This is a genomic window from Subdoligranulum sp. APC924/74 (assembly GCF_003324125.1).
GTDB lineage: Bacteria > Bacillota > Clostridia > Oscillospirales > Ruminococcaceae > Gemmiger > Gemmiger qucibialis.
The window spans coordinates 1-15,066 of the sequence record NZ_PSQF01000013.1; the positions used below are offsets into that span (position 1 = coordinate 1).

At 56.5% G+C, this 15,066-nt stretch carries 14 protein-coding genes; 6 read left to right on the forward strand and 8 right to left on the reverse strand.

Annotated elements, in window-relative coordinates; genetic code table 11:
* Positions 1 to 166 precede the first annotated feature (166 nt).
* Together C4885_RS05490 and C4885_RS05495 are read right to left on the reverse strand one after the other, a co-directional pair.
* Positions 167 to 2,413: a hydratase gene (locus C4885_RS05490; RefSeq protein WP_113999366.1), complete on the reverse strand. Its 2,247-nt coding sequence runs from the start codon at positions 2,411 to 2,413 to the stop codon at positions 167 to 169.
* A gap of 30 nt (positions 2,414 to 2,443) precedes the next feature.
* Positions 2,444 to 3,436 (reverse strand): isocitrate/isopropylmalate dehydrogenase family protein, encoded by a 993-nt coding sequence (locus tag C4885_RS05495; RefSeq protein ID WP_113999367.1) that lies wholly within the window; start codon positions 3,434 to 3,436, stop codon positions 2,444 to 2,446.
* Positions 3,437 to 3,912: 476 nt separating this feature from the next.
* On the opposite strand from C4885_RS05495, the gene C4885_RS05500 reads away from it, so the two are divergent.
* The 3 genes from C4885_RS05500 to C4885_RS05510 all read left to right on the forward strand — a co-directional run bounded on the left by C4885_RS05500 (position 3,913) and on the right by C4885_RS05510 (position 5,952).
* Positions 3,913 to 5,286, forward strand: a complete 1,374-nt coding sequence (locus C4885_RS05500) for a citrate synthase (protein WP_113999368.1) — start codon at positions 3,913 to 3,915, stop codon at positions 5,284 to 5,286.
* Positions 5,287 to 5,426: 140 nt separating this feature from the next.
* Entirely contained in the window at positions 5,427 to 5,675 is a 249-nt protein-coding gene (locus C4885_RS05505) for a hypothetical protein (protein ID WP_113999369.1), read from the forward strand.
* 61 nt (positions 5,676 to 5,736) lie between these two features.
* Positions 5,737 to 5,952 (forward strand): DUF6199 family natural product biosynthesis protein, encoded by a 216-nt coding sequence (locus C4885_RS05510; protein ID WP_113999370.1) that lies wholly within the window; start codon positions 5,737 to 5,739, stop codon positions 5,950 to 5,952.
* Positions 5,953 to 6,217: 265 nt separating this feature from the next.
* Here the strand turns inward: C4885_RS05510 and C4885_RS05515 are convergent, their stop codons facing one another.
* The 3 genes from C4885_RS05515 to C4885_RS05530 form a co-directional block, all read right to left on the reverse strand.
* A complete protein-coding gene (locus C4885_RS05515; protein ID WP_158538815.1) occupies positions 6,218 to 6,688 on the reverse strand; it encodes a peptidoglycan-binding protein in 471 nt (156 codons plus the stop codon).
* 97 nt (positions 6,689 to 6,785) lie between these two features.
* Complete coding sequence (locus C4885_RS05520; protein ID WP_113999372.1) at positions 6,786 to 7,730, reverse strand: AEC family transporter; 945 nt, start codon at positions 7,728 to 7,730, stop codon at positions 6,786 to 6,788.
* Between the two features lie 454 nt (positions 7,731 to 8,184).
* A complete protein-coding gene (locus C4885_RS05530) occupies positions 8,185 to 8,493 on the reverse strand; it encodes a Dabb family protein (protein WP_113999374.1) in 309 nt (102 codons plus the stop codon).
* Positions 8,494 to 8,776: 283 nt separating this feature from the next.
* Between C4885_RS05530 and C4885_RS05535 the strand changes: the two genes are divergently transcribed.
* The 3 genes from C4885_RS05535 (at position 8,777) to C4885_RS05545 (ending at position 11,163) form a co-directional block, all read left to right on the forward strand.
* Complete coding sequence (locus tag C4885_RS05535; RefSeq protein WP_113999375.1) at positions 8,777 to 10,105, forward strand: uracil-xanthine permease family protein; 1,329 nt, start codon at positions 8,777 to 8,779, stop codon at positions 10,103 to 10,105.
* Between the two features lie 226 nt (positions 10,106 to 10,331).
* A complete protein-coding gene (locus C4885_RS05540) occupies positions 10,332 to 10,697 on the forward strand; it encodes a hypothetical protein (protein WP_113999376.1) in 366 nt (121 codons plus the stop codon).
* A gap of 211 nt (positions 10,698 to 10,908) precedes the next feature.
* Positions 10,909 to 11,163, forward strand: coding sequence for an IreB family regulatory phosphoprotein (locus tag C4885_RS05545; RefSeq protein ID WP_113999377.1), 255 nt, complete (start codon positions 10,909 to 10,911; stop codon positions 11,161 to 11,163).
* Between the two features lie 112 nt (positions 11,164 to 11,275).
* On the opposite strand, the gene C4885_RS05550 is transcribed toward C4885_RS05545, so the two are convergent.
* From C4885_RS05550 to murD, 3 genes are all read right to left on the reverse strand, one after another.
* The gene (locus tag C4885_RS05550) at positions 11,276 to 12,535 is read right to left on the reverse strand and encodes a methionine gamma-lyase family protein (protein ID WP_113999378.1); all 1,260 of its coding nucleotides are present in this window, start codon (positions 12,533 to 12,535) and stop codon (positions 11,276 to 11,278) included.
* A gap of 24 nt (positions 12,536 to 12,559) precedes the next feature.
* A complete protein-coding gene (locus C4885_RS05555; protein WP_113999379.1) occupies positions 12,560 to 13,306 on the reverse strand; it encodes a GNAT family N-acetyltransferase in 747 nt (248 codons plus the stop codon).
* A 310-nt stretch (positions 13,307 to 13,616) separates the two neighbouring features.
* On the reverse strand, positions 13,617 to 15,014 hold the full coding sequence (gene murD / locus C4885_RS05560) for a UDP-N-acetylmuramoyl-L-alanine--D-glutamate ligase (RefSeq protein WP_113999380.1): 1,398 nt from the start codon (positions 15,012 to 15,014) through the stop codon (positions 13,617 to 13,619).
* Between the last annotated feature and the right edge of the window lie 52 nt (positions 15,015 to 15,066).

The following is a 15,066-nucleotide window of genomic DNA, read 5'->3' on the forward strand; positions in this document are numbered from 1 at the left end:
TCCAGTATTATCTGCGCTTTTGGCCTAGCAGCTGCCGCACCTCGCTCGCCGTATCGGCACTTAGAATTATGCGGTATTGCCTTAACTCAACGCTTTTTCCAAGCGAAAAACGCCTCCCGGCCTGGACTCACGGTCCGCCGGGAGGCGTTTTGAAACATTAAATCAATCAGTTATTTTTGTAGTAGTTGATCAGGCAGCCATCGGCCAGGATCTGGCGCTCGGCATCGGTCAGGGCACCAAGCTTTACGGTGAACTCCTTCACACTGCCATCGGGCTTAACAGCCACGGCGGGCATGGTATCGGCAGCTTCCAGCAGAGCCTTGCGCACGCCGGGCAGGTAGATGCAGTCGCCCAGTTCAAACACGCTGGGGTCCTCCACCAGGAAGGGCAACATGCCCCAGTTGATGCAGTTGGAGCGGTAGCGCTTGGTTGCATACTCCTTGGCAAAGTTGGCCGCGCCGCCCAGCACGCGCTGGCAGGAAGCCGCCTGCTCACGTGCGGAGCCATCGCCGGGCTTATTGGCAAAGATGGCGGAGCCAATGTTGGTGGCTGCGGCGTTCGGCTTGTAACCGGCCTTTTCCAGCGCGGCATACACAGCCTGTACTTCTTCCGGCAGAGTGCCTGCGGTGCGGGCTTCGTCCAGAGCCTTGACTGCCTTGGCGCGGCCGACATAGGCCGGGTCCTTGCGGGACAGGGTGAACTCTGCCAGGCGCAGCGGGTTGGAGCGGAAGGAAGAAGTCTCACCGGAGGGGATCAGCTCATCGGTGGTGGTGACAGGGTCGGTGATGTAGCTGACAATCTTGACCAGCAGGTCATCCGTCAGTTCTGGCTGCTGCGGCCAATCCTTGATGTTGGGGCCAAAGCGCAGGGCGGTTTCCGGTTCGGGGCTGCCCCAGCCGTTATAGATACGCTTATCGTACACACCCCGGTCAAAGTGATACTTGGGTGCGGTGTAGTCGTGGTCACAAACCTCGCTGGCTGCGGTCAGAATGCCGCCGTTGGCTGCGGTAGCCGCAATGGAGCGGGCATCCATCAGCGCCACGCCGGAGATTTGACCCTCGCCGGGCTTGGAGCCTTCGCGGTTGGGGAAATTGCGGGTGGTGTGGCGGATGCTGAACTCGCCATTGGCCGGGGTATCACCTGCGCCGAAGCAGGGGCCGCAGAAGCATTCGCGGAAGATGCCGCCAGCGGAAACGATATCGGCCACTACGCCGTTCTTGACCAGTTCCAGGTAGGTGGGCATGCTGTCCGGGTAAGCGCTGAACTTGAACTCGCCGTTGCCGCAGCTCTTGCCGCGCAGGATGTCAGCCACAGCGCACAGGTTCTCATAAGTGCCGCCGGAGCAGCCAGCCACAATGCCCTGATCCACATAAATGCTGCCGTCGGCGCGCACCTTGCTGACAAGATCCATCTTGACCTTGCCGCTCAGCTGCTCATTGGCGCGGGTTTCGATCTCATGCAGCAGATCCTTGGCGTTTGCCTTCAGTTCGCGGATGGGGTAAGCATAGCTGGGATGCATGGGCAGTGCGATCATGCACTCGATCTTGGAAAGATCCAGCTCGATGCAGCCATCGTAATAGGCAACATCGGCGGGCTTCAGCTCTTTATAAGCATCGGCACGGCCATGGCCTGCGAGGTATTCCTCGGTCACGCCATCGGTCTGCCAGATACTGGACCAGCAGGTGGTCTCGGTGGTCATACAGTCAATGCCGTTGCGGCAGTCTGCGGAAAGGCTGGCAACGCCGGGGCCAACAAATTCCATGACCTTATTCTTCACATAACCGTTGGCATAGGTTGCGCCAACCAGGGCCAGCGCCACGTCATGCGGGCCAACGCCGGGGTTCAGCCTGCCGGTCAGGTAAACGCAGATCACGCCGGGCATGGCCATATCATAGGTACGGCCCACCAGCTGTTTGGCCAGCTCGCCGCCGCCTTCGCCCACGGCCATAGTGCCCAGTGCGCCATAGCGGGTATGGGAGTCAGAGCCCAGGATCATGCGGCCGCAGCCTGCCATCATCTCGCGGTTATAGCTGTGGATAACTGCCATGTTGGGCGGAACATAAATGCCGCCGTATTTATGCGCAGCGGAAAGGGCAAACTGATGGTCGTCCTCGTTGATGGTGCCGCCCACCGCACACAGAGAGTTGTGGCAGTTGGTCAGCACATACGGCAGGGGGAACTTTTCCATGCCGGAGGCGCGCGCCGTCTGGATGATGCCCACATAAGTAATATCGTGGGAAGTCATCGAATCAAACTTGATGCGCAGGTCTTTCATATCCGGCGCAGTGTTATGGGCTTTCAGAATGCCGTAAGCAATGGTGCCCTTGCGGGCCTCTGCTTCGGTCACATGGGCCGGTGCGGTATCGGTCAGCTGGCCGTTGACCAGGTACACGCCGTGGTCGTGCAGTTTCATTTTCATGCTCCTTCCTGCAAGACGGCTTTATTACAGCCGTGCCGCAACAGCGTCAGTAAATTCGGTGGTGGTGGCGGTACCGCCAATATCCGCGGTAACAGCCTTACCCTCGGCAACCTGTGCCAGAATGGCGGCGTTCAGCCTGGCGGCCTTATCCGTCATGCCCAGGTCGTTCAGCATCATGGCAAATGCCATCAGGATGGCGCTGGGGTTGGCCTTGTTCTGGCCTGCAATGTCGGGGGCGGAGCCGTGGACAGCCTCATAGATGCGGGTCTTGGCGCCAATGTTGGCAGAGGGGGCAAAGCCCAGGCCGCCCACCAGACCGGCGCACAGGTCGCTGATGATATCACCGTACAGGTTGGGGGCAACCAGAACGTCAAACTGCTCCGGCTTCTGCACCAGCTTCATGCACAGAGCGTCAATAATGCAGTCGTCTGCTTCAATGGCGGGGTAATCCTTGGCGACCTCGCGGAAGGTGGACAGGAACATGCCGTCGGTCAGCTTCATGATGTTGGCCTTATGGACTGCAGTCACCTTTTTACGGCCGTTGGCGGCAGCGTAATCAAAGGCAAAACGGCAGATGCGCTCGCAGGCGGGCTTGGTGATGAGCTTTACGCCGTTGGCGATCTCATCGTTCAGCATGTACTCGATGCCTTTATACAGGTCCTCGGTGTTTTCGCGCACAATAACAAGGTCCACATTTTCAAAGCGGGTGGGCACACCGGGCAGGGTGCGCACGGGGCGCAGGTTGGCGTAGGTATTAAAGCGCTGGCGCAGCTGTACGTTGATGCTGCGGAACCCTTTGCCGATAGGGGTTGCGGTGGGGCCTTTCAGCGCCCAGCCGTATTCTTCAATGGCATCCAGTGCGCCGGGCTGCAAAAGCTCACCATGCTCTGCGGCGTACTCTGCGCCGGCGGCGTATTCTTCCCATTCAATACCGGTTGCCAAAACATCCGAAATTTTGCGCACACTCTGCGCAATTTCGCGGCCAATGCCGTCACCAGGAATCAAAACTGCCTTCATATCGGTTTGCCCCTTTCTAAAAAGCGGCAGGGGTGCGGCGTGCCGTGGCCGTTTACCCCGCCCTGCCGGACTGCTTTTTGCCGGTGGGCTGCGCCTTAACGCAGGACAAACCTGCCAAAAGCTGAACCACACCTGCAAAAAATTTGTTTTAATAATATTACAGTTTGAGTATACCCATTTTGGTCAGCCTTGTCAACGTAATTCATTAAAGTTGCACCTGTATTTTGCGGATTCAAACTTTATTTTATAAAGTCATGTTTCGTTCATATTTACAATTCTTTAAGATTCATGCTTGACTACAGCGCTCAAATACTATAAAATTGTAACTGTTCAGCACTTTGAAGCGTTTTTGGCCCGCATGGCGGCGGGCAGGGCGCACTGCGGGCGCTGTGCCCGTTTTTTGCATGTGCTGGTAATAGAGTGCAGGCAAAAGCCCCCAGCGGCGCTTTTGCAGGAAAGTAAGGAGGGCGCATCTGATGTATTACCCGGATGTTCCGGCGCTTGACCCGGAAGATATTGAACTTTTGTGCAATGAGTATATTGCACACAACAAGCATCTTGACCCCCACATTGCGGACCGCCTTGGCGTTAAGCGCGGTCTGCGCAACCCGGACGGCACCGGTGTTCTGGCGGGCATTACCAATGTTTCCAGCGTTATTGGTTACGAAAAGCTGCCCGAAGGCACCATCCGCCCCATTTCGGGCCGCCTGGTTTACCGCGGCATTGATATTGACACTCTGGCCGCCGAAGCCGACAAGAACGACCGCTTCATGTTTGAGGAAGTGGTGTGGCTGCTGCTGTTTGGCGCACTGCCCACCCAGGAACAGTATGCCCGGTTCTGCAAGCTGATTGATGAGCACCGAGAACTGCCCAAGGGCTTTGCGGACGACATGATCATGAACTCGCCCTCCCCCAACATTATGAATAAGATGGCGCGCAGCGTGCTTTCGATGTACAGCTATGACGAGCACGCCGATGATCTGAGCCTGCCCAACATCCTGACCCAGAGCATCAACCTGATTGCCGAGCTGCCCACCATGATGGTGAACGCCTACCAGCTCAAGCGCCGTGTGTATGACCACGAAAGCATGTACTTCCATTACCCCATCGCCGGGCAGAGCACTGCGGAGCACATTCTGAGCTCCTACCGTGCTGACCAGAAGTTCACCCACGAGGAAGCACGCCTGCTGGATCTGTGCCTGCTGGTTCACGCAGACCACGGCGGCGGCAACTGCTCCACCTTTACCACCCGTGTGCTGTCCTCCTCCGGCACCGATACATACGCAGCCATCTCTGCGGCCATCGGTGCCCTGAAAGGCCCCAAGCACGGCGGCGCCAACCTGAAAGTTATGCACCAGCTGGATTACATCCTGGCCAATGTGGAACACCCGGAGGATGACGGCGAAGTGCGCGAGATGCTGCGCAAGATCATCCGCAAGGAAGCCGGTGACGGCAGCGGCCTGATTTACGGCATGGGCCACGCGGTGTACACCCTGAGCGACCCGCGTGCCCAGATCCTGAAAAACCACGCCCGCAGCCTTGCCTACAAAAAAGGCTACGATGAAGAATATAACATGCTGTGCAGCATTGAGCGCCTGGCCCCGGAGATTTTTGCCGAAGAAAAGCACGGCCCCAAAAAGGTTTGCGCCAACGTGGACCTGTTCAGCGGCCTGATCTACCGCATGCTGGGCATCAGCGAAGATTTGTACACCCCGCTGTTTGCCATTGCCCGTGTACCCGGCTGGTGCGCCCACCGCGTAGAAGAAGTTGAGTACGCCAACCGCATCATTCGCCCCGCTTACAAATACCTGGGCGAGCCGCAGGAGTACCTGCCGCTGGAAGAGCGCTGATTTCTGCTTATATCATCATGAACTGGCACCCGGATTTTTCCGGGTGCTTTTTGTTTTGGGGTGGCGCAGGAGGCAGTTATCTGATATACTGGAAAAAAGCCCCTTATTCCATTGGAACATGACCAGAAAGTGAGAGAAACATGGAAAAATTCAAACAGCTGCTCTTCTCCGAAAACGGCATTAAAATTGTAAACATGCTGTTCTTCTTGGCGTTTCTGGCCCACAACCTTGTGTTTCTGGTTGTGGCATACCTGGTCTGGATCCTTTTTCTGGCGTTCTGCATCAAAAAAGTTGCGAGTCGAACCTCCAGGATTATTTACGGCTGCTTTATTGCTTTTGCTGTTGTTATGGTCGTGCTGAATGTTGTGCCGGTACTGCTGGGGCTATAACTCAGCGGGCGTCCGCCTGTTTGCCGCACAGACCGTTTGATTTTGTTGGGAGGTCGATGTTATGCCATGGTGGTACCCTTTCGGCTGTATTGCATTTATCGTTGGCGGTATCCTGATTTTCCTGAAACCGGAATGGCTCTGGGCGCTGACAGAGCAGTGGAAGTCCTATGCGGCAGACGGACCGTCGGACTTCTATATCCTGAGCACCAAAATCGGCGGTGTGCTGTTTGCGGTATTTGGGGGCGTCGCACTGGTTCTTCCGCTTTTTCTTACTTGATGGTTCCGGCTTTGGGCAATACCGCATAATTCTAAGTGCCGATACGGCGAGCGAGGTGCGGCAGCTGCTAAGCCAAAAGCGCAGATAATACTGGATGTCTTATCGAGCATTTTGGCAACGCAGATGCCGTGCCGCAGCCGCCGGAGCAGTGCTTAAGCCGTCAGGCGGGAATTGTGCGGTATTGCCTTTGCTTTTTCACAAAATAACAGCATCCGTATGGTGCCCCCTGCCCGTGGGCCGCCATGCGGATGCTGTTTCGCGTTTGTTATGCTTTTCTGGTAGTGACACCGTACAGGCTGTTCCAGGTTGCGCGGCCCAGCATGCCGTCCGGTTTCAGGTCATGCACTACCTGCCAGGCCAGAACCGCTTCCCGCGTGCTGGCACCGTAACGGCCATCGGTGGTCAGTTCCGGCACCAGGGTTTTCAATTTCTGCTGGGCACTTTTCACGGTTGCGCCCCGGCTGCCGCGGCGCATGGTAACACCGGGCCAGATCTCCCCTTCCCCGTTTTTATCCGCCCAGGCGCGGTACAGGGCATCCCAGGTATCGCGGCCCACGTGGCCGTCAATTTTCAGCCCCTGTTCCCGCTGGAACCGCCGCACTGCGGTTTCGGTGCTGGTGCCGTAGCGTCCATCCACATTCAGTCCGCCCAGCCAGCGCTGTACCAGGGCAATATCCGGGCCGGATGCCCCCGGCCGCAGCACGGTTCCGCCATATTCCGGCATTGCATTTGCCATAAAAAAGCCCCCTTTGCTGTGTGTTGCAGGCTTGCCGCCCGCCCTCATTTCACACTATGCAAAGGGGGTTTGTTTTGTGTTAAGATATTCTGTATTTTTAAGCAATATAGCCGCCGCTACGCAGAACAAAGATCCAGAACGTCAGCGATAGCGCCGAGAACAGCGTGGTTGCCGCCACACAGCTGGCCGTCAGCACACCCTCATGGCCCATGTTCTTGGCCATAACGTAAGAGCTTGGCGTGGTGGGGCTGCCCAGCATGATGAGCAGGGCAATCAGCTGCTGGTCCCGGAAACCGAGCTTGACGGCAATGGGGATAAAGATCGTGGTCAGCACCATCAACTTGCAGCAAGCCGCCACCAGGGTGGGTGCCAGCTTTTTGATGGCCTTGGCTCCCTCAAACGAAGCGCCGATGGAAAGCAGCGCCAGCGGGGTGGTCAGGCTGGAAAGGCTGGTCAGGGTTTTCTGCGCCAGGGTGGGCAGGCCAAAGGGCAGCAGGCTGTACAGCGTACCCAGAATAATGCCGTCCAGAATGGGGTTGGTCAGCACACCGTACAGCAGCTTGGAGGGGGTCACTTTGCCATGCTGCTGCGGGCTTTCCACCGTCAGGATAATGACCGCAAAAATGTTGAACAGCGGCACACTGCCCAAAATCATCAGGGGGGCCATGCCGGAAGTGCCGTAAATGTTCTGGATGAACGCCACGCCCAGAATGGCCGCGCTGCTGCGGTAGCTGGCCTGTACGAACTCACCCACCAGGGTTTTATCTTTCAACAGGCGGCGCGCCAGCACCCAGATGACCACAATGGCAATGGCCGTTACCGCAAAGCAGAACAAGACAAACTTTGCATCAAAGCTGTGGGCAAGGTCCAGGGTTGCCATATCACAGAACAGCATGACCGGCAGCGTTACCTTGAACACCAGCTTGTCGGCCACGGTGCAGAACTGCTTTGGCAAAAAGCCTTTTTGCCCCAGCGCCCATCCAATGACCATCACCAGAAATACCGGAAGGGTCGCGTTCAGGCTGAACATTAAATTATCCACATTGATCCCTCTTTATATTACGTCCTTAGGCAACACCGCACAATTCCCGCCTGACGGCTTAAGCACCGCTCCGGCGGCTACGGCACGGCATCTGCGTTGCCAAAATGCTCGATAATGTCGGGTTGCGGTACCCGCATCGTGCTTCGGGGGCAAAAGCCCCTCGCACTCTGCGACCGCTGCCCCTGCTTCGGTTCGCTGTTTCCGCCACTGGCGGCGCTCACCTTTGCAGCATCCAGTATTATCTGCGCTTTTGGCTTGGCATCTGCCGCACCTCGCTCGCCGTATCGGCACTTAGAATTATGCGGTATTGCCCTTACATTCCCGCAGCCATGCTTGGGGCAGGCCCGCAGGATTGTTTTGATGATACGATTATACCATATCATTCCGGCAAAAAACATGCCGAGAATGACCACATTTGCACGGCTTTCCGCCGCACTTTTTGCGCAACTGGCCTTTAATTCGTACCCACTCTCACATCACCGCACAAGCGCGCCGTTACAAGGTCTTTGCAGCGCTCACGGTGGGCAGCGTGCAGCGGATGCTGCTGGAAGCATTGCAGCGCCTGTTCATCCCGCAGTTCTGCATAGAATATCAAGTCATAGTCCCCTCCGGCCAGGTTGAGGCCAATTTCAATGCACAGCAAGCCGTCGATCCTGCCCCGCATGGTGGCAACGGAATTTTGTAAAAACTTCAAAGCTTCAGCTTCTTGATGCTGTGCTTTTACAGCGTTGGTATATTTCCAGAGCAAAATATGGCGGATCATCTCAGCTGCCTCTCTTTCGCCGCTTTTTATTTTTATCAGCTGCCTCTCTTTCGCCGCTTTTTATTTTTAAATTATACCATACCGCCAGGCAAAAAGCACGCTGTGGAACCTGACACTCCCGGCGAACAAAATGCAGCAGTATTTGGCAGTTTTTCAACTTGTGTTTTACTGTCGTTTCTGGTAGACTAGATAAAGTATGTGTGTCTTTTTGTCCGGCCGGTTTCTGTTTGCGACATTCTGCACGCCGGCCGCACACACATGCACGGTAAGGAGGATTCATTTTATGAGCAATCCCATTGATTATTCCCAGGGCATTTACGATGCCAAAAAACTGGGCACGCCCCGGATGCTGATCCTGGGTGCGCAGCACATGTTCGCCATGTTTGGCGCAACCGTGCTGGTTCCCCTGCTGACCGGCCTGAGCGTTTCCACCACGCTGCTGTGCGCCGGCCTTGGCACGCTGCTGTTCCACATCATCTGCAAGGGCAAGGTTCCCGCATTTTTGGGTTCCAGCTTTGCCTACCTGGGCGGCTTTGCCATTGTCAGCAATGACGGTGCCAACCCGGAAAACTTGCCCTACGCCTGCGCAGCCGTTGCGTTCAGCGGCCTGCTGTATGTGCTGGTCAGCGGGCTGATCTCGGTGTTCGGCATCCGCCGCATCATGCGGTTCTTCCCGCCTGTTGTCACCGGCCCCATCATCATCTCCATTGGCCTGATCCTGGCCCCGTCCGCCATCAACAACTGCCAGAGCAACTGGCTGCTGGCTTTTGTGGCGCTGGCCGCCGTTATCGTCTGCAACATCTGGGGCAAAGGCATGGTCAAGATCCTGCCCATTCTGATCGGTGTTCTGGTCAGCTATGCGGTTGCCCTGGTAACTGGTGCGGTTGACTTTGCCGCCATCGGCGAGGCCTCCTGGATCGGTTTCCCCATTCACAAAGAGGCCATGGGTCTGTTTTCCATTGACGGCAGCGAAAAATTCATCAGCGCCCTGTTCACCATCATGCCCATTGCCATTGCAACCATGATGGAGCACATCGGCGATATTGCCGCCATCAGCGCCACCACCGGCCGCAACTATATCCGTGACCCCGGCCTGAACCGCACCCTGATGGGCGACGGCCTGGCAACCGCCATGGCCGGCCTGCTGGGCGGCCCCGCCAACACCACCTACGGCGAAAACACCGGCGTTCTGGCCCTGACCAAGATCTATGATCCCCTGGTCATCCGCATTGCCGCTGTATTTGCCTGCATCCTGAGCTTCTGCCCCAAGTTTGAAGCCATCATCAACACCATTCCTTCCGGCATCATCGGTGGTATCAGCTTTGTGCTGTACGGCATGATCTCCGCCATCGGTGTTCGCAACGTAGTGGAAAATCAGGTCGACTTTACCAACAGCCGTAACCTGATCATTGCTGCCGTTATCCTGGTGTGCGCTCTGGGCTTTAACTCCGTGGGCGGCATCACCTTCGGCATCGGCGGTGTCAGCGTTACCCTGTCCGGCCTGGCCATTGCTGCCCTGGCTGGCATCCTGCTGAACGCCATCCTGCCCGGCAATGATTACGAGTTCGACTCCAACCCCGGCACCGGCGAAGGCACCAGCCTGCGCGTCTGATCCTGCGCTTATCTGACGGGTGTGTTTGACACCTAAATAGCATCCCAACCATGATGGTGGCCGCGGCCCTGCGCCGCGCACGAAATTTGCTTTTTTTCCGTTATCCCAACTTCGTAAAGATGTGGTATAATGACACTAAGCCAATTTCCCACCATCATTTTTTATTTGTGTTGGAATTCCGCGTTCCCTATAATTCCTAACTCCTACCTAACCACCGGAGGTGCCTATGCCCACTACCCTTACCGTGGCAGATTTTCTTTCGCTGCGCATGCAGTACAAAGCCGAACAGGCGGAAAACGAAATTCCTGCCGTGATCGAACACAACTTCAAAGATGGCCGCATGGTGGACCATTATTTTGTGGTGCCCAGTCCTGCCCTGCTGGCTGATGAAGCCGTGCAGGACTTTGGCGGCAAAATCGAGAACATCCTGTTTCTGCAGCAGAGCGAACCCGGCGCACCGTGGCAGGTGCTGCTGCACGAACCTTCTATGATCCGGGAGATCACCTTTGAAATGCCGGAGGAAGAGTTCCGCGCCATGCTGGCCAAGAACAACCTGATCCTGCCCGGTGACCCTGGCTTTGTGATGCCGTAAGCTCTAGGGTGTATCTGATAAGCCAAAATTCAGTCTATTTCTTTTGTTTTCAGATATGCCTTTAAGCAGTGCAAGTTTTTGCGGGATTAAAGTTCGTTTTTTTGTCTATTCTGCCGCTTACCCACTTGCATAGCGCGGCAAATGCGTATATAATAGAGTGAAACAGCATGTGGGATATTGATAGGCCCGATGCAGAAGGGGGTTGTTGCTAATGGCGATTTCTGAACCTACCGCGGTATTCTCTATCCGCAACGATAAAGACCAGGAGATCAAGCAGGTTATGCAGCTTGTTTACGGTGCACTGGAGGAGAAGGGCTATAACCCCGTCAACCAGCTGGTCGGCTATATTCTTTCGGAGGACCCGACTTATATCACTACTTACAAGAACGCCCGTTCGCTGATTCGCCGCATTGACCGCGACGATCTGCTGCAGGCCCTTGTGCGTGATTATGTCCGCAACGGCTGATTGCTTATCTACAAAAAATAACGCCCCGGAACACATTCTGACCAGTGTTCCGGGGCGTTTTGCATTTTGTACGGTTTTGCTTTTTCTGTTGCTCAGCCTTGCTGTGCCGCTATCAGGCAAAGAAAGCCTTCTGCACAGCGTTCAGCACGGCGGCGCGGCCTGCGGTAAAGTTTACGCCGCCCTGCAAATAGCAGGTGTAGGGGGCGCGCAGCGGGCCGTCACAGCTGATTTCAATGGTAGAGCCCTCGGTAAAGGAACCGGATGCCATAATGACCTGGTCGGTATAGCCCGGTTCGTCTGCCGGTTCGGGGCTGACAAAGCTGTCCACCGGAGAGCAGGACTGGATGCCTGCGCAGAACCCCTGCAGCGCGGCGGCACTGCCGGAATCAAAGCAAGTCACAATATCGTTATGGTCGGCGGTATAGCGGGGCACGGGGTTCACACCCACCAGCTCCAGCAGGCACTGGGCATACACGGCGGTTTTCAGTGCTTCACACACAACGCCGGGGGCGTAATAGAAGCCGAGGAAAGTATCACGCAGGCTGTCCTGCGTGCAGCCAAGGTCCTTGCCGATGCCGGGGGCGGTAAAGCGATGGCTGATCTTTTCCACCAGGTCGGCTTTACCGGCAATATAGCCGCCAGTGGGGGTAATGCCGCCGCCGGGGTTCTTGATAAAGCTGCCCGCGATAACGTCCGCGCCGGCGGAGAGCGGCTCCCGGATTTGGGTGAACTCGCCATAGCAGTTATCCACAAAGATCACCACATCGGGGTTGGCCTTGCGGGCGGTATCGGCCACTTTCTGGATGGTATCCAGGTCAAAGGCGTTGCGCTGGGTATAACCGCGGCTGCGCTGGATATGCACCACGGTAGCGGTCTTGGCGTGCTCTGCAATGGCGGCATAGTCCGGCGTAAAGTCCGGTAGCAGGGGCACCTCATCGTAATGGATGCCGTATTCCTGCAGCGTGCCGCAGCCCTTGCCAGCCTCGCCAATACCGATCACGCCTTCCAGCGTATCATAGGGGCGGCCGGTGGCGGCCAGCAGGGTGTCCCCTGCGCGCAGCAGACCGAACAGCGCCACTGTCAAGGTGTGGGTACCACTCATGAACTGCGGGCGTACCAGAGCGTCCTCGGCCCCCATGCAGCGAGAAAATACTTCCTCCAGCTTATTGCGGCTATCGTCCCACACGCCGTAACCGGTGGAGCCAAGGAAATGCCGGGCTTCCACACCGCAGTCCGTAAAGGCGCGCAGCATTTTCAGTTGGTTATAATCGCGGATCTCTTCCAGGTGGGCAAACTGATCGCGGCAAAGTTCCAGCGTTTTGCGGTCCAGTTCCAGCACCTGGGGTTTCAAATCATAGAATTGTTCAATCATAGTGTATCCTGTCTGTTTTACTTATTATAATTTATACTTAACGTACTGCTTTTGCAGTACAAAACCAAGGCGTTCATAAAAGCGGCAGCGCTCTGCCGCGCACAAAAATGTCACGGTCCAGCCCTCCTCTGCCAGCTCGTTGGCCAGGTAGGGAATCAGCCAGCCGCCGATGCCCCGCCCGCGCAGCTCCGGCAGGGTTTCCCCCATTGCCATATAGGCTTCGCCGTTGGCCATGGCATAAGCCCCCACAGTGCTCACCGGGCGGCCTGCTGCATCCTGCAAAGCCAGCACACGGGCAAAGCCGTGGGCCAGCGCGGTACAGGTTTCGGAATAATAGCAGTCCTGCCGTTCCGGTTCCTGCGGGAAAAGCTGGGTTGCCAGGCGCAAGACAGATGGGCTGCGATTCAGCATATAGCCCTGATGTTCTTGCGCCAGCGGCAGACGATTCTGAGGTGGCATACTATACAGGAACAGCGGCTCCCCCGTTGCAGCGGGCAGTAGTGGCGTTTCTTCCGCAATCAGATGAGCGATGCCCGCAAACTGCAAAAAGCTTAGCAGTTCCTCCCAGTCCTGGGGGGTGCCGCACAGCTGGGCGGTGCTGCCGTTCAGGGTCAGGGCCGCACCGGGCAGGGTGAAGAGCCGCACCGGGGCACCGGGGCTATCTGCCCACAGGGCCAGGTCACGCCCCATCACGGCACGAAAATAAGGAGCCCCTTGAATGGCCGTCGCAAACGCCTGCTTGTGCGCGGGGGTGGTGACAGCCTGAATCATGGGGAACTCCTTTAGGTTTGATTTTGAGATTGCGGAGATTGCGGAGATTGCTTTGGGGAAGTGAGTTTTGTCTCCGCTATGGATAGGGCTGTTGGCGCAGGGCACGCGGGCGTACAATGTGCGCCTCTACGGTTTCTATTGAGCAAAACATCAAATAAAAAATATCCTATCTTCTGTTCCGATTGCCCTAAACCGTCTGCTTTTTACCCTTTTGCAACCCACCTTGCCTGAATATAAAATATCTATTATATTAAAGTTTTTTCGGTTCCTTTTTTCAAAAAAGGAACAAACAACCCCCGTAATCCCGTAATTACTGAAGCTCGTTGACAATACGCTTGTAGTCACGGCCGCGGACTTCAAAGTTGGGGTAAAGGTCAAAGGACGCCGATGCCGGCGACAGGCTGACGATGTCACCCGGCTTAGCTGCACCGCGTGCCAGCTCAACGGCATGCTGCATGCTGTCTGCGTGCAGGATCGGCAATGCCTGCGGGTCAAAGTTCGGGTTCTCGCGCACAGCCTTTTCAATGCGCGGTGCGGTTGCCCCCATCAGCACCAACACTTTGACATGTGCCACGATTTCCGGTGCCAGCGGCTCATAGGGGATTTTTTTGTCATAGCCGCCCGCAATCAGGATGATCTTCTGGTCAAAGCTGCGCAAGCCCGCAATGGTGCGGGTGGGGCTGGATGCGATGGAGTCATTGTAATACGTTACGCCATCCAGCACGCGAACCGGCTCAATGCGGTGTTCCACGCCGGTAAAGGTAGAGCCAACCTGACGCATGACATCCACCGGAACGCGGCCCCAGACCGCTGCAATGGCGGCCAGCAGATTTTCCACGTTGTGCAGGCCGCGCAGCTTTACTTCTGCACGGGGCAGCACGGGGGTCACAACACCGTTTTCGGCATAGCAGAGGGTATCATCACTCTCTCGCAGGAATGCACCGTGGTCGGTCTCGTGCAGGCGGGTGAACCAGAACTGTTCACCTTTGCAGTCGGCGGCCATGCTCCGGGTGATATCGTTCTCATAACCCAGTACGGCGCGGCAGGGTGGCTCCTGCCAAAGCAGAATGTTGCGTTTGGCATCAATATACTCCTGCATATCCTTGTGGTGGTCCAGGTGGTTGGGGGTCACGTTGGTCACAACCGCCACCTTGGGACTCTTGCGCATGCTGATCAGCTGGAAGCTGGAAAGTTCCACAACAGCGATATCAGCCGGGGTAACGTCCGGCAGCTGGGGCAGCAGGGCTGCGCCAATGTTGCCGCCCAGGAACACCTTGCGGCCGGCAGCCTCAAACATCTTGGCAATCAGGGTGGTGGTGGTGGTTTTGCCGTCAGAGCCGGTCACAGCCACAATCTCGCAGGGGCACAGCTCAAAAAAGAGTTCTACCTCGCTGGTCACAAGCGCACCGGCCTGTTTGGCGGCCTGCAGCTCCGGCTTAAAGAATTCATAGCCGGGGGTGCGCATGATGATATCCTGTCCGGCAAAGCCATCGGTATAATGCTCGCCAAGGCTGAGCTTTACGTTCAGCTTACGCAGCGTATCGGCGTAATCGCCAAAATCATCCAAGCTCTTTTTCTGGTCGCAGAGGGTGATATCTGCCCCCAGCGCGGCAAGCATGGTGATGCACGGTTTGTGGCTGACGCCCGCACCGATGAATGCCACCTTTTTGCCAGCGACCATTGCTTTAAGTTGTTCCATGGGAGTCATAATGGAAAAACCTCCTGACAAATAAATTTGGAGCCGCGCTGACAATGCAGCA